18 protein-coding genes and 1 pseudogene are annotated in these 22584 nt (G+C 63.9%); 13 read left to right on the top strand and 6 right to left on the bottom strand.

The window, feature by feature from the left end; translation table 11 throughout:
• Positions 1-25 precede the first annotated feature (25 nt).
• Positions 26-1219 carry an MFS transporter gene (locus tag C2H86_RS23540; protein WP_240349637.1) on the top strand — a complete coding sequence of 398 codons (1194 nt, stop codon included), beginning with the start codon at positions 26-28 and terminating at the stop codon, positions 1217-1219.
• Between the two features lie 47 nt (positions 1220-1266).
• On the opposite strand, the gene C2H86_RS23535 is transcribed toward C2H86_RS23540, so the two are convergent.
• The 4 genes from C2H86_RS23535 to C2H86_RS23520 all read right to left on the bottom strand — a co-directional run bounded on the left by C2H86_RS23535 (position 1267) and on the right by C2H86_RS23520 (position 4239).
• A protein-coding gene (locus C2H86_RS23535) for an IS5 family transposase (RefSeq protein ID WP_159410076.1) occupies positions 1267-2123 on the bottom strand; the annotation gives its coding sequence in 2 pieces (ribosomal slippage) (positions 1267-1779 and positions 1782-2123; 855 coding nt in all).
• A gap of 524 nt (positions 2124-2647) precedes the next feature.
• Complete coding sequence (locus C2H86_RS23530; protein ID WP_110638228.1) at positions 2648-2836, bottom strand: hypothetical protein; 189 nt, start codon at positions 2834-2836, stop codon at positions 2648-2650.
• A 135-nt stretch (positions 2837-2971) separates the two neighbouring features.
• On the bottom strand, positions 2972-3292 hold the full coding sequence (locus tag C2H86_RS23525) for a YbjQ family protein (RefSeq protein WP_159410075.1): 321 nt from the start codon (positions 3290-3292) through the stop codon (positions 2972-2974).
• Positions 3293-3351: 59 nt separating this feature from the next.
• Entirely contained in the window at positions 3352-4239 is an 888-nt protein-coding gene (locus C2H86_RS23520; RefSeq protein WP_159410074.1) for an EamA family transporter, read from the bottom strand.
• Positions 4240-4473: 234 nt separating this feature from the next.
• Between C2H86_RS23520 and C2H86_RS23515 the strand changes: the two genes are divergently transcribed.
• Complete coding sequence (locus tag C2H86_RS23515; RefSeq protein ID WP_159410073.1) at positions 4474-5871, top strand: purine-cytosine permease family protein; 1398 nt, start codon at positions 4474-4476, stop codon at positions 5869-5871.
• Positions 5872-5951: 80 nt separating this feature from the next.
• Here C2H86_RS23515 and C2H86_RS23510 read toward each other — a convergent pair whose 3' ends face one another.
• A complete protein-coding gene (locus C2H86_RS23510; RefSeq protein WP_159410072.1) occupies positions 5952-6995 on the bottom strand; it encodes an ABC transporter substrate-binding protein in 1044 nt (347 codons plus the stop codon).
• A gap of 188 nt (positions 6996-7183) precedes the next feature.
• Between C2H86_RS23510 and C2H86_RS23505 the strand changes: the two are divergent.
• From C2H86_RS23505 to C2H86_RS23465, 9 genes and pseudogenes are all read left to right on the top strand, one after another.
• Positions 7184-9135 (top strand): annotated as a pseudogene (locus C2H86_RS23505) (FAD-dependent oxidoreductase).
• Between the two features lie 39 nt (positions 9136-9174).
• Complete coding sequence (locus C2H86_RS23500) at positions 9175-9777, top strand: helix-turn-helix domain-containing protein (RefSeq protein ID WP_054887346.1); 603 nt, start codon at positions 9175-9177, stop codon at positions 9775-9777.
• 39 nt (positions 9778-9816) lie between these two features.
• A complete protein-coding gene (locus C2H86_RS23495; protein WP_159410070.1) occupies positions 9817-10872 on the top strand; it encodes a GlxA family transcriptional regulator in 1056 nt (351 codons plus the stop codon).
• A 95-nt stretch (positions 10873-10967) separates the two neighbouring features.
• Positions 10968-12170, top strand: a complete 1203-nt coding sequence (locus tag C2H86_RS23490) for an NAD(P)/FAD-dependent oxidoreductase (protein WP_159410069.1) — start codon at positions 10968-10970, stop codon at positions 12168-12170.
• A gap of 162 nt (positions 12171-12332) precedes the next feature.
• Positions 12333-13172, top strand: coding sequence for a glutathione-dependent disulfide-bond oxidoreductase (yghU, locus tag C2H86_RS23485; protein ID WP_159410068.1), 840 nt, complete (start codon positions 12333-12335; stop codon positions 13170-13172).
• Positions 13173-13308: 136 nt separating this feature from the next.
• The gene (locus C2H86_RS23480) at positions 13309-15012 is read left to right on the top strand and encodes an amidase (RefSeq protein ID WP_159410067.1); all 1704 of its coding nucleotides are present in this window, start codon (positions 13309-13311) and stop codon (positions 15010-15012) included.
• Positions 15013-15098: 86 nt separating this feature from the next.
• On the top strand, positions 15099-16016 hold the full coding sequence (locus C2H86_RS23475) for a pyridoxal-phosphate dependent enzyme (RefSeq protein WP_159410066.1): 918 nt from the start codon (positions 15099-15101) through the stop codon (positions 16014-16016).
• Positions 16017-16450: 434 nt separating this feature from the next.
• Positions 16451-17548, top strand: a complete 1098-nt coding sequence (locus C2H86_RS23470) for a carboxynorspermidine decarboxylase (protein ID WP_103447033.1) — start codon at positions 16451-16453, stop codon at positions 17546-17548.
• Between the two features lie 33 nt (positions 17549-17581).
• A complete protein-coding gene (locus tag C2H86_RS23465) occupies positions 17582-18826 on the top strand; it encodes a saccharopine dehydrogenase family protein (protein WP_085676984.1) in 1245 nt (414 codons plus the stop codon).
• 138 nt (positions 18827-18964) lie between these two features.
• On the opposite strand, the gene C2H86_RS23460 is transcribed toward C2H86_RS23465, so the two are convergent.
• Positions 18965-20011 carry a class I SAM-dependent methyltransferase gene (locus C2H86_RS23460; RefSeq protein ID WP_159410065.1) on the bottom strand — a complete coding sequence of 349 codons (1047 nt, stop codon included), beginning with the start codon at positions 20009-20011 and terminating at the stop codon, positions 18965-18967.
• A 246-nt stretch (positions 20012-20257) separates the two neighbouring features.
• Between C2H86_RS23460 and C2H86_RS23455 the strand changes: the two genes are divergently transcribed.
• Both C2H86_RS23455 and C2H86_RS23450 read left to right on the top strand, forming a co-directional pair.
• Positions 20258-21595 carry a UDP-glucose dehydrogenase family protein gene (locus C2H86_RS23455; protein WP_159410064.1) on the top strand — a complete coding sequence of 446 codons (1338 nt, stop codon included), beginning with the start codon at positions 20258-20260 and terminating at the stop codon, positions 21593-21595.
• On the top strand, positions 21583-22557 hold the full coding sequence (locus C2H86_RS23450) for an NAD-dependent epimerase (protein ID WP_159410063.1): 975 nt from the start codon (positions 21583-21585) through the stop codon (positions 22555-22557). The genes C2H86_RS23455 and C2H86_RS23450 overlap by 13 nt, the downstream gene beginning before the upstream one ends.
• Positions 22558-22584: the final 27 nt, after the last annotated feature.

The raw sequence follows: 22584 nt of genomic DNA, 5'->3' as shown, positions 1-22584 counted from the left end.
GGCGGCCTCGCTTTTGGAGCATCCTGTGCAACCTTTGATTTCTTCTCCAGCAGCCTCTTCCTGGTTGTCGGTCGCGGCGGTGGGCATTGGCGCCTTTGCGCTGGTAACCACCGAGTTCCTGCCCGTCGGCCTGCTGCCGCAGGTGGCTCGGGAACTGACCATCACCGAAGGACAGACCGGGCTGATGGTGACATTGCCCGGCTTGCTGGCCGCGCTGACCGCCCCCCTGACATTGCTGTGGGCTCGCACGCTCGACCGGCGCCGCGTGTTGTGTGTGCTGTTGGCACTGCTCGCCGTATCAAACGTGACAGTAGCTCTGGCCTCGAACCTATGGATGTTACTGCTGGGTCGCGCGCTGCTCGGTATCGCCGTCGGTGGATTCTGGACCATTGGCGGCACACTGGGGCCGCGCCTGCGTCCCGAGCAGGCCGCAAAAGCCACCTCGCTGATCTTTTCCGGAGTCTCGATCGGCACCGTTGCCGGCGTGCCCGCTGGCACCTTGCTGGGCGAATGGCTGGGATGGCGCGTAGTGTTTGCGGTGGCGGCCGGTCTTTCCTTGATCGTCACCCTGCTGCTGTGGCGCAACCTGCCCCGATTGCCTGCGCAACCTGGCACTGGCCTCGGCCTTCTGGCCGACGTCCTGCGCCTGCGCAAGACCCGCTTCGGTCTGTTGGCGGTGCTCCTGATTTTTATCGGGCAATTTGCCGCCTACACCTACTTGTCTCCCTACCTGCTCAACGAAGCGGCGATGTCGCCGGTATCGCTCAGCGCAATCCTGTTGGGGTTCGGTATCGCCGGGTTTATCGGCAATCTGGCGGGCGGCTGGGCGATCACGCGAAGCCCTTCCTGGACGTTGAAAGGCACGGCGTTGCTGATGGGCATACCGATGATCCTGCTGGCAGGCGTGGCACCCATCGCTCCGGCCGTGGTCATGCTCGTCATGTTGTGGGGTGTCGGTTTCGGTCTGCTGCCGATTGCCATGCAGAGCTGGTTGTTCGCCATGGCCCCGGAGAGGCTGGAAGCCATGGGGGCCATCTTTGTGTCCAGTGCGCAGGTATCGATCGGCATCGGCGCGCTGGCCGGCGGCCTGGTTGTCGACCACTTCGGCGTACTGAGCGCCCTCATACTCGGCGGCACATCGGCCGTGTTGACGGCAATCGTGATCCTGATCAGCCGGTTCAAGACCGTCAGCGATATGCAATGGAACGCTGAAGGCTGACCTTGGTGCATCTTCCGACTGGGGCGTTCCAGCTTTTTCGGGGGCTATTAGGCTCTGTACGAAAAGAGATGTCGCAAACACCGCATGGAACAAGCCAGCGAGACCATGGCGGCATAGCTTTTCGCGAGCTTGTCAAAGCGTGTCACGATCCGACGGTTCTCTTTCAGCCAGCCAAACATGCGCTCGATGATGTTGCGCTGCCGATACTTGGGCCGATCAAACAGTCTGGGTAAGCCAGGCTTGGGCTTGCGCTTCATCGAGCGCATCGGGATGACGGGTTGCATTCGATATTGGTCGCAGTAGCGGCGCAGCGCTTCAGCGTCGTAGCCCTTGTCTGCAAGCAACCACTTGCAGCGTTTACGCGGGCGGCCACGTTGGGCCGATGGAATGCTGACTTCGTCCAGCAGTGGTTGCGCGTAGCTGATGTCACTGGCCTGACCGCCAGAGAGGAGGAAGCGCAACGGTGTCCCGTTGGCGTCGCAGAGCATGTGAATCTTGGTTGTCAGGCCACCGCGACTGCGGCCTAGAGCGTGATCGGCAGGCTCGTCAGGCCCCCTTTTTTCCCGGCGCCGGAAGAGGCTCGGGTTGCGCGTACAGCAGTTGAGTCGATCATCCAGGTTTGCAAATCGATCAAGCCTTGCTCATTCAATCTCAGGTGCAAGCGTTTGAGCATCTGATCGAATGTCCCCTGGTTTCGCCAGCCCCGAAACCGTTGATACACCGTTGACCACGGGCCGAAGCGTTCCGGCATATCTCGCCACGCAGCACCCGAGCAGAGCACCCAGAGCACGCCGTCGAGCATCAGGCGGTCGCTCAGGCGGGGCCGCCCCCGGCCATGGGTTTCGGTGAAGAGATCAGCAACCACAATCCAGGCCTCATCCGAGAGTTCGTAACGCTTCGCCATCACAGAATTCCTTTCCGTAGATGGCGGGGAACGCTACAGAATTTCAGCTTCCGAGGGGCGTCAATTCAGTTTCTCGGGATTTCGTACAGAACCTAGATACGAGGTCTGCGTGGACACCAGTTGCAGACATTGTGTCGCCAAGTGTGCCAATCCAGACGTAACGTTGGGTTTCGAGGCACGCCAAGTAGTAGGCAGTAGGCATTGCATTGCTCCAATCGACGAAGGTGAGAGGCGCCAAGCCGGCTTAAGTTACAAGACACATGACAGCGAAGCAACGAAGTGAAAAATCGAAAGCTCTCTCGACTTTCAGGAGGATGAAGTGAGTGGCGGAAGAGGAACATAGGAATGGTGTTGCCCACATACTATGCAAAAAATGGTATAGCTTTATGAGTTCTGAATAAAAAAACCCCTCTGATGAGGGGCTTTTGATGAGTTAACTGCCTTAAAAAGCTCTAACTATGTATCTCCCACTGGGGGGAATAACATCGGACGGGGTGGTGTGAACAGGTTCACTTTTTCGAGGCTTACTTCCTGGCTGGCACCCGCGGCGTGAAACGGCCCTTCTTGATGCGCTGAAGATGGGCAGGTTTGAGGTTTTCCGAGTCGTCCAGGGTCATGTGGGCGAAGCCCAGGTTGAACGCCGCCTGACCGCAACGTACCTGGCTGTTGATCGGGAATGCATCGTTCGTGTCTTCGAAAAATGTGTCGCTCATGCCTGTCTCCATTCCGTGGCGCCCGCGTCGGCCAGCAATGGGCTGACCTGAAAAACGCGACCTATGCCAGTGAGACTAGCCGGTCACAAGCGGACTGCCTGGACGAAACCTACAGACCCGACCAATGGCATTTGGCTACTTCAGCCGCACGGCCGTACCGGTGGCGAAGACCACGACCATGCCGCCTTGCACCGACGGCATGCTGATCTCGAAGTCCACGCCTACCACGGCATCGGCTTGCAACTGCCGTGCCCGTGCAATGAGTTCCTCGGTGGCCTGCTCGCGGGCCTCGCGCAAGGCGCTTTCCAGGGTCTGCGAACGGCCACCGAACACGTCGCGAAAACGTGTGAAGAAATCGCGCACGAAGTTGATGCCTTGCACCGATTCGGAGCTGACCACGCCAAGGTACTGGGCGATAGGGCGGCCTTCGAGCTGGCTGGTAGTGGTGATGATCATGTTGCGCTCCTTGGCCTTGCAAAAAAGGCCAAGTCTAACAAATGCGTCGGCCGCTTCTGCTACTGCGCGCTGGCCGCCCGCAACCGCTGCCCCAGCTTCGGCCCGAACACATTGACCAAAAGGCCGAGCATCACCAGCAGCGCGCCCCAGCCCTGCACTGACGTCAGCCGCTCACCCAACAACCATGCCGACGAACTCAGGCCGATCACCGGCACCAGCAGCGAGAACGGCGCCACCTTGCCCGCCGGGTGGCGCGACAGCAGCTTGCTCCACAGGCTGTAGCCGATCATGGTGGCGACGAATGCCAGGTACGCCAGCGCCAGCACCGAGCTCCAGCTGATATTGGCCAGCGCATGGCCGATGCGCTCCGGCCCTTCCAGCCACCACGACAAGGCCAAGAACGGCAGCGGCGGAATCAACCCGCCCCAGATCACCAGCGCCACCAGGTCCACCGAGCCAAAGCGGCGGGTGATGATGTTGCCCATGCCCCACATGGCCCCGCCACACAAGGTCAGTAGCAAGGCCACCAGCGGCACATGACCGCTGTCTTCACTGCCGATCAGCGCCAGGCCGCTGGCAGCCACCATCAGCCCCAGCACACTGGCCAGGCGCAGCCGCTCACCCAGGAACAGCGCGGCAAAACCGAGGGTGAAGAACGCCTGCGACTGCAGCACCAGCGAAGCCAGGCCCGGTGGCATGCCGCTGTACATGGCCTGGAAGAGAAAGGCGAACTGGCCCAGGGAGATAGTCGCGCCATAGGCGATCAGCCAGCGCCACGGCAGCTTCGGCCGCTTGACCAGGAGCACGGCCGGAAACGCCACCAGCAGAAAGCGCAATGCCCCCAGCAGCATCGGCGGCAGGCCATCGAGGCCGACCTTGATGACCACGAAATTGACTCCCCAGGCGACAATCACCACCAGGGCGATCAGCAGATCCTTGAGCGGCATTGCAACTTCCTTCTTCAGGCTTTCTAGACACATTTCGTAACAGCATAAGGCCATTCTCCGACCAGGGACCAGCACAGTTATGGCCAACCCTTGCACAACAGATTTTCTGTTATGGCTTGCAAGCTTCACTTGACCTTACTTGTATAGACATGCTGATATCAGGCAGACGCCATCCGCGCAGCGTGCAGGCGATGGCCCTCTCCCTGACACAAAAACAATCAAGTGGAGCCCTCAATGTCCCGCAAATCCGTGCTCGAACGGCGCTCTATCGACTACATTCCCGAAGCCGAGCGCCATGGCAAGCTGTACAGCCAGTTCACCCTCTGGCTAGGTGCCAACCTGCAGATTACCGCCATCGTCACCGGCGCCCTGGCCGTGGTGCTCGGCGGCGACGTGTTCTGGTCGCTGATCGGTCTGCTGCTGGGCCAGCTGATCGGTGGCGCGGTCATGGCCCTGCATGCGGCCCAGGGCCCGCGCCTGGGCCTGCCGCAGATGATCTCCAGCCGCGTGCAGTTCGGTGTGTATGGCGCGGCCATCCCGATGGTGCTGGTATGCCTGATGTACCTGGGCTTCACTGCCACCGGCACGGTGCTGTCCGGGCAAGCCATCGGCCAGTTGCTGAGCGTCAGTGACAGCACCGGCATCCTCATCTTCGCCTCGGTGATCGTGCTCGCCACCCTGGCCGGCTACCGGGTGATCCACTGGATCGGCCGGGTCGCCAGCGTGCTGGGCATCATCGCCTTCGTCTACCTGTTCAGCCGCATCCTGATGCTCGCCGACATCGGCCAGCTGCTGGAAAACCGCCACTTCAGCTGGGCCACCTTCCTGCTCTCGGTGTCGCTGGCCGCCTCCTGGCAGATCGCCTTTGGCCCCTACGTGGCAGACTACTCGCGCTACCTGCCGAGCAGCACGTCGCCAGTGAAGACCTTCCTCGCCGCTGGCCTGGGTTCGGTCGTCGGCGCGCAGGCGTCGATGATTCTCGGCGTGTTCGCTGCAGCCATCGCCGGCGGGCAATTCAGCGGGCGTGAAGTGGCCTATATCGTCGGCCTCGGCGGGGCCGGCACCACTGCGGCATTGCTGTACTTCAGCATCGCCTTCGGCAAGGTGACCATCTCGACGCTGAACTCCTATGGCAGTTTCATGTGCATCGCCACCATCATCAGCGGCTTCCGTGGCCACCTGACGATCAGCCGCATGCAACGCCTGGTGTTCGTGCTGGCCATCGTCGGCGCTGCCACCCTGGTCGCCCTGCTCGGCCAGCACTCGTTCCTCAGCGCGTTCAAGTCGTTCATCCTGTTCCTGCTGACCTTCTTCGTGCCCTGGAGCGCGGTCAACCTGGTGGATTACTACTTCATCACCAAGGAGCGCTACGACATCCCGGCCCTGGCCGACCCGGAGGGCCGCTATGGCCGCTGGAACTGGCCTGGCATCAGTGTCTACACCTTTGGCGTGCTGGTGCAGATGCCGTTCATCGACACCAAGCTGTACACCGGCCCCATGGTCGCGCACCTGGGCGGCGTGGATGTGTCGTGGCTGATCGGGCTGGTGGTGCCCAGCGTGCTCTATTACTGCGTGGCACGCCGACGTGCCGCCGATGCGCCGGCCAGCATGATCGTGCCACAGGTACGCTGATCACCCGCCCTTCGCCAACAAGCCAGCTTGCAGAAGCTGGCTTGCTGGATGGGAGCAGGCTAGGCGGCCGGTAAACTACATCATTTGCTGGCCCAGGCATTGAAGCGCTGTTCCAGCTCTTCACCATGGTCGACCCAGAACTCCACATTCATTGCCAAGGCACCCTGCAGGTTCTCCGGCGAGGTCGGCACCCAACTGGCCAGCGCCGGGTCCAGCTTGGCCGCCGCCTGGGTATTGGTCGGCCCGTAAGGGATCTGCTCGACGTAACGCACCTGGGTATCCGGCTGGTTGGCATAGCTGATCAGGCGCTTGGCCTGGTCGACATGTTTCGAGCCCTTGATGATCGCCCAGTAGTCCATGCCATACAGGCTGCCGGGCCACACCACCGCCAGCGGGCTGCCTTGCTGGGCGGCCACGGCGATGCGGCCGCTGTAGGTCGAGGTCATCACCACGTCACCTGCGGTCAGCCACTGCGCCGGTTGCGCGCCGGCATCCCACCACTGGATATACGGCTTGAGCTCGGTGAGCTTGGCAAAGGCACGCTCGACACCCGCCGGCGTCGACAAGACCTTGTACACGTCCTCGACCTTGACCCCGTCGGCCAGCAAGGCGAACTCCAGGTTGTATACCGCACGCTTGCGCAGGCCGCGCTTGCCCGGGTACTTCTGCACGTTCCAGAAATCAGCCCACGAGGTCGGCGCCTGGGCTAGCTTGTCGCGGTCATAGGCAATCGCCACGCTCCACACCAGCGCCGCCGAGCCACAGTCCTGGGCTGCAGCGGGGATCAGTTCGGCGGCATGCCCCAGGCGCTGCCAGTCGAGGTGCTCGTAGATGCCCTCGTCGCAGCCGCGCATCAGGTCAGGCCCTTCGATCTGCACCACGTCCCAGTCGACATTGCCGGTATCGGCCATCACCTGGATCCGCGCCATCTCGCCGTTGTATTCGCTCTGGATCAACTTGCTGCCGTCCTGGGCGCTGAAAGGCTGGAAGATCGCCACATCCTGGGCTTTCTGACCGGCGCCGCCATAGCCGACCACGACCATCTGCGGCGCCGCTTGCGCACTGCTCAGGCCCAAGGCCAGCAGCGCTGCGCAAAGGCCGGTACTACGAGGAAATGCCTGCATCGAGTTGCCTCCTGTCGGTACCTTCCAGCGTCAGCTCGAAGGCCCGTTTCTTGTTGTAGTGAGGTCATGCGCCACTGCCGTGGCTGGGAAAAAGCTAGTCGGGCGCCAGTAAAAAAACAATTTGATTTTTTACTGAAGCTACACTTTCATGAGAAAAACAAGAACGATACCGTACCGGAGCTGCCCGCATGACGACCGCCTTCGCCCACCTGTTCGAGCCCCTGCAGATCCGCGGCAAACGCCTGAAGAACCGCATCATGTCGACCGGCCACGACACCTGCCTGCCCACCGATAACCTGGTCAACGACAAGCTCATCGCCTACCAACGCGCCCGCGCCGCCGGCGGTGTCGGCCTGATCGTACTGCAGGTGGCCGGGGTGCATGACAGTGCCCGCTACACCTCGCACGTGCTGATGGCCACCGACGACGCCTGCATCGACGGCTACCGGCGCCTGGCCGAGGCCTGCCATGCCCACGGCACGGTGGTGCTGTCGCAACTGTTTCACCCGGGACGGGAGATCATGGAGTCGGCGGACGGCCTGCTGGCGGTGGCCTACTCGGCCTCGTCGGTGCCCAACGAGCGCTTCCGGGTCATGCCACGGGCGCTGGAGCAGGCAATGATCGACGAGATCGTCCAGGGCTACGCCAGCGCCGCCCGACGCCTGCACCAGGCCGGTCTGGACGGTGTCGAGGTGGTGGCCAGCCATGGCTACCTGCCGGCGCAGTTCCTCAACCCGCGGGTCAACCAGCGCACCGACGGCTACAACGGCGACCTCGAACAGCGCCTGCGCTTCCTGCGTGAGGTGCTGGCAGCGGTCAGGGCGGCCACCGACGAGCAGTTCATCGTCGGCCTGCGCATCAGCGCCGATGAGCGCGACAGTGAGGGCCTGAGCGAAGACGAATCGCTCGCCGCCGCCCAGGCCCTGCAAGACCAGGTCGACTACCTGCACATCGTCGCCGGCACCTCGGCGTCGCTGGGTGGCGCCGTGCATATCGTGCCGCCCATGGCCATCGCCCCGGCCTATCTGGCGCGCGAGGCCGGCACCTTCAAGCAGCACCTGGACATCCCGCTGTTCGTCACCGGGCGCATCAACCAACCGCAGGAAGCCGAACTGATCCTGGCCCGTGGCCAGGCCGACGTCTGCGGCATGACCCGCGCACTGATCTGCGACCCGCAGATGCCGGCCAAGACCGAACGCGGCCAGGTCGAGGATGTGCGCGCCTGCATTGCCTGCAACCAGGCGTGCATCGGCCATTTCCACCGGGGGCTGCCGATCTCCTGTATCCAGCACCCGGAAACCGGCCGCGAGCTGCAGTACGAAACCCCGGCCCCCGCTACGGCGCGCAAACGCATTCTGGTGGCGGGGGTGGCCCCGCCGGCATGAAGGCCGCAGCTGTTGCCGCTGCCCGGGGGCATGACGTCACCTTGTACGAAGCCAGTACACAACTCGGCGGCCAGATACAGCTCGCGCAACTGCTGCCCCGGCGCGCCGAATTCGGCGGTGCCAGCACCAACCTGCAGCGGGAAATGGAACTGGCCGGCGTACTCGTAGTACGTAATACGCGAGTGGATCGCGCCCTGGTCGAACGCGAACGCCCCGACCTGGTGATTGCCGCCACCGGCGCCACGCCCTACTGGCCAACGTTCGAACGCAGCGGCGAGCTGCAGGTGGTGGATGCCTGGCAGGTCCTGCGCAATGACGTCACCCTCGGCCGCTCGGTACTGGTGATCGACTGGCGCTGCGACTGGATCGGCCCCGGCATCGCCGAGCGCCTGGTCCGCGACGGCCACCAGGTGCAACTGGCGGTAAACGGCACCCACTGTGGCGAAACCCTGCCGCTGTATGTTCGCGATCAGCTGGCTGGCGAGCTGCACCGCCTGGGCATCCCGATCACGCCTTACGCCCGCCTGTACGGCTGCGACGACAACACCGTCTACCTGCAGCACACCGCCAGCGGCGAGCCGATGATCTTCGAAGGTATCGACACCCTGGTGCTGTGCCTTGGCCACCAACCTCAGGACACCCTGGCCGCAGAACTGGCAGGCCTGGTGGAGGTGCGACGCATCGGCGACTGCCTGGCCCCACGCACGGTCGAGGAAGCGATCCATGAAGGCCTGACAGTTGCCTGGGCGCTCTGAGCCTGTCCATACTGCGGCTTTCCCGATGGACCGAAGCGCATGAGCCAGCAACCCCAGTTCCCGCCCGCCGCCGAAGACGGCGGCAGCGCGCCGCAGTTCCTCGGTGGCCGCATCCGCGGCCTGCGCAAGCGCCGCGGCATGACCCTGGCGGAGCTGGCGGCGCACAGCGAGCTGACCGCCGGCTACATCAGCCAGCTGGAGCGCAACCTGTCGTACCCGTCGATCCCGGCACTGTTCAACATTGCCCGCAGCCTCGGCGTGACCATCCAGTGGTTCTTCGCCAGCGAAGCCACCACCGCCCCCGAAGACCAGGGTTACGTGGTGCGGCGCAACAGCCGGCTGAGCGTGCATTACGAGGACGGCATCGTCGACCAGCTGCTCACCCCGCAGCCCAACCGCCAGCTGGAGATGCTGCACTCGCGCTTTCCCCCAGGCACCTACAGCCAGCAAAGCTACAGCCATGAAGGCGACGAAGCGGGTTACGTGCTCTCGGGCAGTTTCGAGGTGTGGGTCGGCGAGCGCCACTTCCTGCTGGGCGAAGGCGACAGCTTCAGCTTCTCCAGCCAGGAGCCGCACCGCTATGGCAACCCTGGCGAGGTAGATGCCGTGATCATCTGGGTGATCACCCCGCCTACTTTCTGAATCCAAGGACGCCATCACCATCAGGCGACGCCCTATACAATGACCGAGCCCAACCAGCAACTCGACCCACCGCTGCTCCCCGTCGACCACCCAAGGGTCTTGGTCTTCGTCGCCTATCCGCAGATGGGCCTGCTCGACCTCAGCGGTGCGCAGACCGTGTTCTGGGCCGCGACCAAGGCCATGGCCGAGCGCGGCCTGCCAGGCTACCGGCTGCACACCGCCAGCCTTGAAGGCGGCCTGCAGCAAACGGCCGAAGGCCTGGTGGTAGCCAGCGAGCGGCTGGACGATGTCATGACGCAAACCGTCGACACGCTGATCGTGCCCGGCGCCCCCGACATCATCCGCAGCCTCCCCGATCACGGCCCGCTGATCACCTGGTTGCGCCGTGCCAGCCACCACGCCAGGCGCACCGCTTCGGTCTGCAGCGGGACCTTCCTGCTGGCCAGCGCCGGCCTGCTCGATGGCCGGCGCGCCGCCACCCACTGGGCCATGTGCGAGGTATTGCGCCGCGACTTCCCGGCCGTGGAGGTGGACCATGAGTCGATCTTCGTCCAGCAGGGCAGCGTCTGGACCTCTGCCGGCGTGAGCGCGGGTATCGACATGGCCCTGGCCCTGGTCGAACTGGACTGCGGCCGCGACGTGGCGATGCAGGTGGCGCGCGAGCTGGTGGTGTTCCTCAAGCGCCCCGGTGGCCAGGCCCAGTTCAGCGAACTGCTCAAGTCCCAGGGCCAGGACACGGGCGCGTTCGAGGCGCTGCACCTATGGCTCAACCAGCACCTGCACGACCCACGGCTCAGCGTCGAACACCTTGCCGAACAGGCGCACATGAGCCTGCGCAACTTCACTCGGGTGTACAAACAGAAAACCGGCCGCACCCCGGCCAAGGCTATCGAGGTGTTCCGCCTCGAAGCGGCGCGGCGCCTGCTGGAGAACAGTGACGGCCACATCGAGCATGTTGCCCGCCAGTGCGGCTTCGGCAGCGAAGAGCGCATGCGCCTGGCGTTCCAGCGCCATCTGGCGGTTACCCCTCGCGACTATCGGGCGCGCTTCGCCCGCACGGTACCCTTGGCCGAAATTCAGGGTTCTCTGGCCTAGGGTGCGGCACCTGGTCGCTCGTAACATCGTTGACCGCAATTACGGTCTACCTTGTCTAGCGGTCTTTCCCCATGGGACAACCCAGGAGCATAACGATGAAAAACATCCTGATCATTGGCGCCGGCTTCGCAGGCCTGTGGAGCGCCCTGAGCGCCATCCGTCAGCTGGACCTGCACGGCCGTAAGGATGTCCAGGTGACACTGCTCGCCCCCCAGGCCGAACTGCATGTGCGCCCGCGCTTCTACGAGCCTGAAGTGCACACCATGGCTGCACCGTTGCAGGAGCTGTTCGATGCAGTGAACGTGCGCTTCGTCCACGGCACGGCCTTCCATGTCGATGAAACCGACCATCACGTACGCTACCGCACGTCATCCGGCACCGAATGCAACCTGCCCTATGACCGCCTGATCATGGCCTGCGGCAGCGTGCTCAATCGCCCGGACATGGTGGGTATCGAACACGTCTTCGATGTCGACAAGATCGATAGCGCCGCGCGCCTCGAAGCCCACCTCAAAGCCCTGGTCGACTGGCCCGATAGCCCGGCACGCAACACCGTGGTGGTGGCCGGCGGCGGCTTTACCGGTATCGAGACCGCCACGGAACTGCCGACGCGCCTGCGCGCGATTCTCGGTGAGGACGCCAGGCTGCGCGTGGTTGTGGTCGACCGCGGGGCGAAGATCGGCGCCGCGCTGGGAGACGGCATCCGCCCGGCCATCGAACAGGCCTCCGAGGCACTGGGCATCGAGTGGATCTGCGGCGCCACTGTCGCCTCGGTGGACCGCGACGGGGTGCTGCTGGACAACGGCCAGCGCATCGACGCCGCCACCGTCATATGGACCGTGGGCTTCAAGGCCAACCCGCTGACCGAACAGATCAGCGGCGAGCGCGACCGCCAAGGCCGCCTGCATGTCGACGGCAACCTCAAGGTCGTGGGCAATGACGCGGTCTACGCGGCCGGGGACGTAGCCTATGCCGCCTGCGACAACCAGGGCAACTTCGCCGTGATGTCTTGCCAGCATGCCATTCCGCTGGGGCGCTATGCCGGCAACAACGCAGCGGCCGAACTGATCGGTGTGGCGCCGATGACCTACAGCCAGCCCAAGTACGTGACCTGCCTCGACCTTGGCGCCTGGGGCGCGGTGTACACCGAGGGCTGGGAGCGCACCGTGTCGCCACCGACCGACAAGGCCGAGGCCAAGCTGCTGAAATCGCAGATCAACTCGATCTGGATCTATCCACCGACGGCGGACCGTACGGCTGCCCTGGCGGCGGCGGACCCGACCATTCCCGTGGCCTGACCCAGCGCATTCGCGGGCCTGCCCCGCGAATGCACTCTCACCGCTACGCCATGCAGCCCACGCTTGCGCCCGATGCATTTGCGCTTTTCTCCGAACCCATGGCATAGATGCAGGTCAACGTCTTTGGCTGACTGCCTTCGCGCCTTCTCAGGAGAACCCTGCATGAGCAAGCACCCTTACATCCCGCCCAAGGTCTGGCGCAACGATGCCGCGTCCGGCGGCCAGTTCGCCAGCATCAACCGGCCGATCGCCGGGCCAACCCATGACAAGGACCTGCCCGTCGGCAAGCACCCGCTGCAGCTGTACTCCCTGGCCACCCCCAACGGCGTCAAGGTCACCATCCTCCTCGAAGAACTGCTCGCCCTGGGCCACAGCGGCGCCGAATACGATGCCTGGCTGATCCACATCGGTGACGGCGACCAGTTCTCCAGCGGCTTCGTCGAGGTCAACCCCAACTCGAAGATCCCCGCCCTGCTCGACCGCAGCGTCGAGCCGCCGGTGCGGGTGTTCGAGTCCGGTTCGATCCTGCTGCACCTGGCGGAAAAATTCGGCGCGTTCCTGCCGAAAACCCCGTCCGCACGCACCGAGACACTCAACTGGCTGTTCTGGCAGATGGGCGCCGCGCCTTACCTGGGCGGCGGTTTCGGTCACTTCTATGTGTATGCGCCGGAAAAGTTCGAGTACGCCATCAACCGCTTCACCATGGAAGCCAAGCGCCAGCTCGATGTGCTGGAGCGCCGCCTGGCGGTCAGCCGCTATCTGGGTGGCGACGAATACAGCATCGCCGATATCGCCGTGTGGCCCTGGTACGGCCAACTGGTGCGCGGCAACCTATATGGCGCGGCCGAGTTCCTGGCGGTGGACGAGTACCCGCATGTGCAGCGCTGGGCCGAGGCCATTGCCCAGCGCCCGGCCGTGCAGCGTGGCACCCGGGTCAACCGCACCTGGGGCGATGAAGCCAGCCAGGTGGCCGAACGGCACGCGGCGGCCGACCTGGATTGAGACTGACGGGGCCGCTCTGCGGCCCCGACAATGCCCCGTTGCAAAAAACCATTTCTCCCGCGCAAACCTCCCAGCCCTGATCCCTTCTTGTACACTCCTCGCACTAGCCCCAACCTGCACAAATTTTGGTGAAAGCATGATCGAGGTAACCGAGGTTTCCATTGCCGAGCTGCGCGACGCACTCGAAACGGGCCGCACGACGGCGGTCGAGCTGGTCAAGGCCTACCTGGCGCGCATCGACGCCTACGATGGAGCCGACACCGCCACCGCGCTGAACGCCGTGGTCGTACGCAACCCTGAAGCGCTCAAGGAAGCCGAGGCCTCCGACGCCCGCCGCGCCAAGGGCCAGGCCCTGAGCCCGCTGGACGGCATCCCCTACACCGCCAAGGACAGCTACCTGGTCAAAGGCCTGACTGCCGCCTCCGGCAGCCCGGCGTTCAAGGACCTGGTCGCCCAGCGCGACGCCTTCACCATCGAGCGCCTGCGCGCCGCCGGTGCCGTGTGCCTGGGCAAGACCAACATGCCGCCGATGGCCAATGGCGGCATGCAGCGTGGCGTCTACGGCCGCGCCGAAAGCCCGTACAACGCGAAGTACCTGACCGCTCCGTTTGCCTCTGGCTCGTCGAACGGCGCCGGTACCGCTACCGCCGCCAGCTTCAGCGCCTTCGGCCTGGCCGAGGAAACCTGGTCGAGTGGCCGCGGCCCGGCCTCGAACAACGGCCTGTGCGCCTACACCCCCTCGCGCGGCGTGATCTCGGTACGTGGCAACTGGCCACTGACCCCGACCATGGACGTGGTGGTGCCGTACGCCCGGACCATGGCCGACCTGCTGGAAATCCTCGACGTGGTGGTTGCCGACGATGCCGACAAGCGCGGCGACCTGTGGCGCCTGCAGCCGTGGGTGCCGATCCCGGCCGCCTCCTCCGTGCGCCCTGCTTCCTACCTGGACCTGGCCGTCGACGCCAGCTCGCTCAAGGGCAAGCGTTTTGGCGTACCGCGCATGTACATCAATGCCGACGCCGAAGCCGGCACCTCCGAGAAGCCAGGCATCGGCGGCCCGACCGGCCAGCGCGTCATCACCCGCGACAGCGTCATCGCCCTCTGGCAACAGGCTCGCCAGGCCCTGGAGGCGGCCGGTGCCGAAGTACTGGAAGTCGACTTCCCGCTGGTGTCCAATTGCGAAGGCGACCGCCCGGGCGCGCCGACCGTCTACAATCGCGGCATCGTCAGCAAGGAATTCCTGCATGACGAACTGTGGGAACTGTCGGGCTGGGGCTTCGACGACTTCCTGCGCGCCAACGATGACCCCAAGCTCAATCGCCTGGCCGATGTCGACGGCCCGCAGATCTTCCCGCACGACCCGGGCACCCTGCCCAATCGTGAGGACGACCTGGCCGCCGGCATGGACGAATACGTCAACATGGCCAAGCGCGGCCTGAAGACCTGGGACCAGATCGAGACCCTGCCCGATGGCCTGCGCGGGCTGGAAAAGACCCGCAAGATGGACCTCGAGGACTGGATGGACGCGCAGGGCCTGGACGCCGTGCTGTTCCCGACCGTGGCCGATGTGGGCCCGGCCGATGCCGATGTCAACCCGGCCTCGGCCGACATCGCCTGGAGCAACGGCATCTGGGTGGCCAACGGCAACCTGGCCATCCGCCACCTGGGCGTGCCGACCGTGACCGTGCCGATGGGCGTGATGGCCGATATCGGCATGCCGGTGGGGCTGACCTTTGCCGGCAAGGCTTATAGCGACAATGCGCTGCTGAGCTTTGCTGCGGCCTTCGAGGCGACCGGCTCGCGGCGGATGATTCCACCGCGCACGCCAGCCCTGGGCTGATCACACTGGCCCCGACGCCGACTTGCCGGCGTTGGGGCCAGCTGGTATGACATCCTTCCTTTGTATTGCGCAATCAGAAGGCTTTCATGTCCCTCCATATCCAGACGCCCCTCATCGAATCCCGCCCGCTGTCGCTGGCCGCTGGCCGTTCGGTCTGGCTAAAGCTCGACGCCCTGCAGCCCTGCGGCTCGTTCAAGCTGCGCGGGGTCGGCCATGCCTGCGAGGTGCACCACGCTCGTGGCGCGCGCCATTTTGTCTCTTCGTCGGGCGGCAATGCCGGGCTGGCCGTGGCTTATGCCGGACGCAAGCTGGGGGTGCCGGTGACCGTGGTGGTGCCGGAGACCACCACCGAGCGGGCCAGGCAGCTGCTGGGCCTGGAAGACGCCAAGGTGGTGGTGCATGGCAGCTCGTGGCAAGAGGCCAACGAGCTGGCACTGACCCTGGTCGGTGCCGGCGATGCCTTCATCCACCCGTTCGACGACCCGCTGCTGTGGGCCGGGCATGCCAGCCTGGTCGACGAAGTGGCGGCAACCGGGTTCAAACCGGATGCGGTGGTGCTGTCGGTGGGCGGCGGCGGCCTGCTCAGCGGTGTGGTCGAAGGCTTGCAGCGCCATGGCTGGGGCGATGTGCCGGTGCTGGCGGTGGAAACCACTGGCGCCGCTTCGCTGCATGCGGCCATGCAGGCCGGGCACACGGTGGAACTGCCACGCATTGCCTCGGTGGCCAGTTCGCTGGGCGCCAAGCGCGTGGCCGAACAGGCTATTGCCTGTACCCGGCAACATCCCGTGCACAGCCACCTGGTCAGTGACCGGGCGGCACTGGAGGCCTGCGAGCGGTTCCTGCTGGACCATCGGGTGCTGGTGGAGCCTGCGTGTGGGGCGGCGTTGGCAGTGGCTTATGCTGAGGGTGCGCTGGCCGGGTATCGGCACGTGCTGGTGGTGGTGTGTGGCGGGGCTACAGCGACCCTGGAGCAGATTCGGGCGTGGTTGGAACAGGTCGATTGAGTTCGACCCGGCATTTTTGGCGCCTGTGAGATCGAGCGCCGCCCGCGCGGCGCATCGCGAGCTGCGCTCGCTCCTACGTTTGTTTCGGGCCAATCATTCCTGGGGGATTTGCGCGCGGACGCCTTGGCGCATGGCACGAGACCGCGTCGTACGAACAAGGCGGTCGCGCGCGCCTGCCACAGGCGTTACTGGCCCGAAACAAACGTAGGAGCGAGCGCAGCTCGCGATGCGCCGCGCGGGCGGCGCTCGATCTCACAGGCGCCAAAAACGCCATGACGAACACCCACTATTGGTCAGCCTGTCATCAGGATGTTCATTTCCCCCTGTATTACTGTCCCCACGCAGACGAAATACACCATCCGCCCTTTCGATCTGCGGCAAGTGAAGGCACAATGCGGGTCTTTTTTTTGGCCGGCCTGGCCGGGGGCCTTTAAATGATCAAGACGCCGTACTACCTCATCGACAAAACCAAGCTCCTGAGCAACATGGAGAAGATCGCCTACGTGCGTGAAAACTCCGGTGCCAAGGCGCTGCTCGCCCTCAAGTGCTTCGCCACCTGGTCGGTGTTCGACCTGATGCAGCAGTACATGGATGGCACCACCTCGTCCTCGCTGTTCGAGCTCAAGCTCGGCCGCCAGAAGTTCGCTGGCGAAACCCACGCCTACAGCGTGGCCTGGGCCGATGACGAGATCGAGGAAATGCTCGAGAACTGCGACAAGATCATCTTCAACTCGATCGGCCAGCTGCAGCGCTTCGCCGAACAGTCCGAAGGCAAGGTTCGCGGCCTGCGCGTCAACCCGCAGGTGAGCAGCTCCGACTACCTGCTGGCCGACCCGGCCCGCCCGTTCAGCCGCCTCGGCGAATGGGACCCGGCGAAGATCGAACAGGTGATCGAACAGATCTCCGGCTTCATGTTCCACAACAACTGCGAGAACGGTGACTTCGGCCTGTTCGACAAGATGCTGTCGCACATCGAAGAACGCTTCGGCCACCTGCTGCACAAGGTCGAGTGGGTCAGCCTCGGTGGCGGCATCCACTTCACCGGCGAAGGCTATGCGCTGGACGCCTTCTGCGCGCGCCTGAAAGCCTTCTCCGAGAAGTATGGCGTGCAGGTCTACCTGGAGCCGGGCGAAGCCGCCATCACCAACAGCGCCTCGCTGGAAGTGACCGTACTCGACACCCTGTACAACGGCAAAAACCTGGCCGTGGTCGACAGCTCGATCGAAGCGCACCTGCTCGACCTGCTGATCTATCGCCTCAACGCCAAGATGGCCCCCAACGACGGCGAGCACACCTACATGGTCTGCGGCAAGTCGTGCCTGGCCGGTGACATCTTCGGCGAGTACCAATTCGATCGTCCGCTGGCCATTGGCGACCGCCTGTCGTTCATCGACACCGCCGGTTACACCATGGTCAAGAAAAACTGGTTCAACGGTCTGAAGATGCCATCGATCGTGGTCAAGCAGCTCGACGGCAGCGTCGAGGTGGTCCGCGATTTCGGCTTTGAAGACTACGTTTCCAGCCTGTCGTAAGACCGGCTTTCCAAGTAAGGAGCAAAAGGTAAATTGAAGAAGAACGTTCTTATCATTGGTGCAGGAGGTGTCGCCAAGGTGGTGGCCCACAAGTGCGCGCAGCATAACGACGAACTGGGTCGTATCGCTATCGCGTCACGGAACATCTCCAAATGCCAGGCCATCATCGACAGCGTCAAGGCCAAGGGTAGCCTCAAGGTACCCGCCGACATCCAGGCCTTCTCGCTCAACGCCCTCGATGTCGAGGCGACCAAGGCACTGATCCGCGAGACCGAATCGCAGATCGTGATCAACGTCGGTTCCGCCTTCCTCAACATGTCGGTGCTGCGTGCCTGCATCGATACCGGTGTCGCCTACCTGGACACCGCCATCCACGAAGAGCCGGGCAAAATCTGCGAGACCCCGCCGTGGTACGGCAACTACGAGTGGAAACACCTCGAAGAGTGCCAACAAAAGAACATTACCGCCATTCTCGGCGTCGGTTTCGACCCAGGTGTGGTGAACAGCTACGCAAAACTTGCGCAGCAGCAATACTTCGACAGCATTGATTCGATCGACATTCTCGATGTCAATGCCGGTTCGCACGGCAAATACTTTGCCACCAACTTCGACCCGGAAATCAACTTCCGCGAGTTTACCGGGCAAGTGTGGAGCTGGCAGAACAGCCAGTGGACCAGCAACACCATGTTCGAAGTCAAGCGTACCGACGACCTGCCGGTGGTAGGTTCGCAGAACCTGTACCTGACTGGCCACGACGAAGTTCATTCGATCTCGAAGAACCTCAATGTGCCGAACGTGCGTTTCTGGATGAGCTTCGGCGAGCACTACATCAATGTGTTCACCGTGCTGAAGAATCTCGGCCTGCTCTCCGAGCAACCGGTGAAGACCGCCGAAGGTCTGGAAGTGGTACCGCTGAAAGTGGTCAAGGCCGTGTTGCCTGACCCGGCCTCGCTGGCCCCAGGCTATACCGGCAAGACCTGCATCGGTGACCTGGTCAAGGGCACCAAGAACGGCCAGCCGCGTGAAGTATTCATCTACAACGTGGCCGACCACGAAGAAGCCTACGCCGAGACCGACAGCCAGGGTATCTCCTACACCGCCGGTGTACCGCCAGTGGCTGCGGCCCTGCTGGTCGCCCGTGGCGAGTGGGATGCCAAGCGCATGGTCAACGTCGAGGAGCTGCCAGCCGAGCCGTTCCTCAAGGCGCTGGACGTGATGGGCCTGCCGACCCGCGTGAAAGATGAAAATGGCGATCGTCCTTGGGACGCTGAAGCCTAAGCCGTAAGCCAGAAGGGGCGCCAATCAGGCGCCCCTTCTGCATTTTGCAGGCCCGGCCTCTTCGCGGGACAAGCCCGCTCCTACAGGTTTCGTGTAGGAGCGGGCTTGTCCCGCGAAGAGGCCGGCACGGGATTACACCTACTTCCTGGCCTCCAGGATCAAGTTGAACGGTGTCTGCGTAGCCCGCCGGAACCGTGTGAACCCCGCCTCCTCGAACACCGCCCGCAACCGTGCCTCCCCGGCCTGCGCACCCAACCCCAGCCCCACTTCCTGGGACAGCGAATTGGGCGTGCAGATGAACGTCGACGCCGCATAGAACAACCGCCCGACAGGCGTCAGGTTGCCCTCCAGCGAGTCTTCGGCGTAGGGCTCCACCAGCATCACCGTGCCATCCGCCTTCAGCGCCCGATAGGCATGCTTGGCCGCGCCCACGGGGTCGCCCATGTCATGCAGGCAATCGAAGAAGCACACCAGGTCGTGGTCATGCCCCGGATAGTCCTTGGCCGATGCCTGCTGGAAGCTCACACGCCCCGCCAGCCCGGCCTCGCGCGCACGCTCGCTGGCCGTAGCGATGGAGGGTGCGTGATAGTCATAGCCCGTGAAGGTAGAAGCCGGAAACGCCTGCGCCAGGACCAGGGTTGAAGCACCATGGCCACAACCGACATCCGCCACCTTGGCCCCGGCCTGCAGCTTGGCCACCACGCCTTCAAGCGCCGGCAACCAGTCCGCCACAAGAAAGGTGCGATAACCGGGCCTGAAGAAGCGTTCGGTGCCACTGAACATGCACGGGTGGTGGTCACCCCAGGCCAACCCGCCGTCGCCACGCATGGCGGCCACCAGCTTGTCCTTGTCATGGAACAGCGCCGCGATGACCGCCGCGCCGCCCGCCATGTAGGCCGGCGAATCTTCCAGAGCCAGGGCCAGGGCCTGCTCTTCAGGCAGAACGAACATGCCCTTGTCATGCACCATGTAGCCGGAGGCCGCCTGGGCGTTGAGCCATTCGCGCACCAGCCGGGGGTGGCAACCGGTCTTTGCCGCCAGCGCCTCGGGGCTGGTCGGCTGGCTGTCGGCCATGGCCCGGTACAGCCCAAGTTCATCGCCGAGGATCACATTGGCCAGGGTCGCCGCAGCGCCCATGTCACCGACCAGCTTGCCCATGAACGCTTGAAGCCTTGCCTCATCCATGACCTGCCCTCCTCTGCAAAGAAGGCCATCGCCAACGAGAACGTCCGCTCCAGGCAGGCGGTGGTCGATTGAATGATGTGAGCCCGCTGCCTTGATCGGCCACGGGCCATTCAAGTCTAGTCGAGGCAGGCGCAGCGTAGCTCGAACAGTCGGGATTGTTTGCTTGGGGCGATGCCACTGGCAGGTAACAATTTCTAAACAACACTGTGACATTTTTTTTCAGCTTTCTAATCCAGGAGCTGTCAAATGAAGGTCACGGTTTTCGGTACCGGCTATGTCGGCCTGACCCAGGCAGTCTGCCTGGCCCAGGTGGGACATTCGGTGTTGTGCATGGATATCAACGCCGAGAGGGTCGCGGCCCTCAGCGAAGGGCATTGCCCGATCTTCGAGCCAGGCCTTGCACCCCTGCTGGAGAAGAACCTGGGCTGCGGCCGCCTGCGTTTCACCACCGACGCCGCAGAGGCTGCGCAGTACGCCAGGTTGCAGTTCATCGCTGTAGGCACCCCGCCACAAGCCGATGGCAGCGCCGACATGCGCTATGTGTTCAGTGTGGTCGACAGCATCCTCGAACATGCCGATGGCCCCAAGGTCATCGTCAACAAGTCCACCTCGCCGGTCGGCACGGTAGACCGTATCAAGGCGCGGATCAGCCAGGCGGTCGCCGACGCTGACCGCTACCAGGTGATCAGCAACCCCGAATTCCTCAAGGAAGGCTCGGCAGTGGAAGACTGCATGCGCCCGGACCGCATCATCATCGGCGGCGCCGCATCGGCCGAGGTCGAGTTGCTGCGCGAGCTGTACCAGCCATTCAGCCGCAACCACGAAAAAGTCATGGTCATGGACGCGCGCAGCGCCGAGCTGACCAAGTACGCCGCCAACTGCATGCTGGCGACCAAGATTTCCTTCATCAACGAAATGGCCAACCTGGCCGAGCACCTGGGTGCCGACATCGAAATGGTCCGCCGCGGCATCGGCTCGGACCCGCGCATCGGTTACGACTTCATCTACCCCGGCTGCGGCTTCGGCGGCTCGTGCTTCCCCAAGGACCTGCAGGCGCTGCGCAGGACAGCCGAGACCGAAGGCCTCGACCCGCTGCTGCTGGGCGCGGTGGAAGCGGTCAACCAGCGGCAGAAGAGCCGGCTGTTCAGCAAGATCCAGCGCCACTACCCCGGCGGCCTGCACGGCAAGGTCTTCGCCGTGTGGGGGCTGTCGTTCAAAGCCAACACCGATGACATCCGCGAAGCCTCCAGCCTGGTGCTGCTCGAAGCACTGTGGGCCGCCGGCGCCAGCGTCCAGGCCCATGACCCGCAAGCCATGCAGGAGATCCATCGGCACTACGGCACTCGCCCCGACCTGACGCTGGTACCGTGCAAGGACGATGCGCTGGAAGGTGCCGATGCCCTGGTGATCGTCACCGAGTGGCAGGACTACCGCGTGCTGAACCTGGACAAGGTCCCGCAGCAACTGGCTGACCGTGTGGTTTTCGACGGCCGCAACCTGTTCGAACCCGAGCACATGGCCGCCGCCGGTCTCACGTACTACGGCATTGGCCGTGGCCAGGTGAAACCATCATGCCCGTACTGATCACCGGCGCGGCCGGATTCATCGGTTTCCACCTGGCCCGCCGCCTGTGCGAGGCGGGCATCGAAGTGGTGGGCATCGACAACCTCAACGCCTACTACAGCGTCGAGCTCAAACTGGCGCGCCTGCAACAGTTGCTCGCCTACCCCAATTTCCACTTCCAGACGGTCGACATCGCCAACGCCGCCGACCTGCAGCAACTGTTCGCCGGGCAGCCGTTCAGCGAAGTGATCCACCTGGCGGCGCAGGCCGGTGTGCGCTACTCGCTGGACAACCCGGCGGTCTATGGGCAGTCCAACCTGACCGGTTTTCTCAACCTCCTCGAAGCCTGCCGCCAGCACCCGCCGCGTCACCTGATCTATGCCTCCAGCAGTTCGGTGTACGGCGCCAATACTAAACAGCCGTTCAGCATCGATGACCCGGTCGAGCAGCCGATTTCGCTGTATGCCGCGAGCAAGCGCGCCAATGAGCTGATGGCCCACAGCTACGCGCACCTGTACCAGCTGCCGATCACCGGCCTGCGCTTCTTCACCGTCTACGGCCCGTGGGGCCGCCCCGACATGGCGCTGTTCAAGTTTACCCGGGCGATGCTCGACGGCCAGCCGATCGAAATCTACAACCACGGCCAGATGGCACGCGACTTCACCTACATCGACGACATCGTCGAAAGCATCCTGCGCCTGCGCCAGAAGCCGCCACGGCCTGAAGCCGGGCAACCGCCCTGCCAGCTGTTCAACATCGGCCGTGGCCAGCCCGTGCGCCTGCTGGCGTTCGTCGAGTGCCTGGAGAACACGCTGGGCATCAAGGCCCGGCGCGAGTACCTGCCCTTGCAGGCGGGTGACGTGCTGGAAACCTGGGCGGATGTGGACTCACTGACGCGCTGGATCGATTTTTCGCCGAGCACTCCGCTGGAGCACGGCGTCGCCGCTTTCGTTGGCTGGTACCGGGACTTCTACCGGGTTTGACCACGCAATCATTACAAGAACATAGGT

Origin of the sequence: Pseudomonas putida, from assembly GCF_009883635.2 — a bacterium.
Classification (GTDB): domain Bacteria; phylum Pseudomonadota; class Gammaproteobacteria; order Pseudomonadales; family Pseudomonadaceae; genus Aquipseudomonas; species Aquipseudomonas putida_W.
The sequence above is the reverse complement of the archived record's forward strand: the minus strand, read 5'-3'. Positions and strand labels throughout refer to the sequence as shown.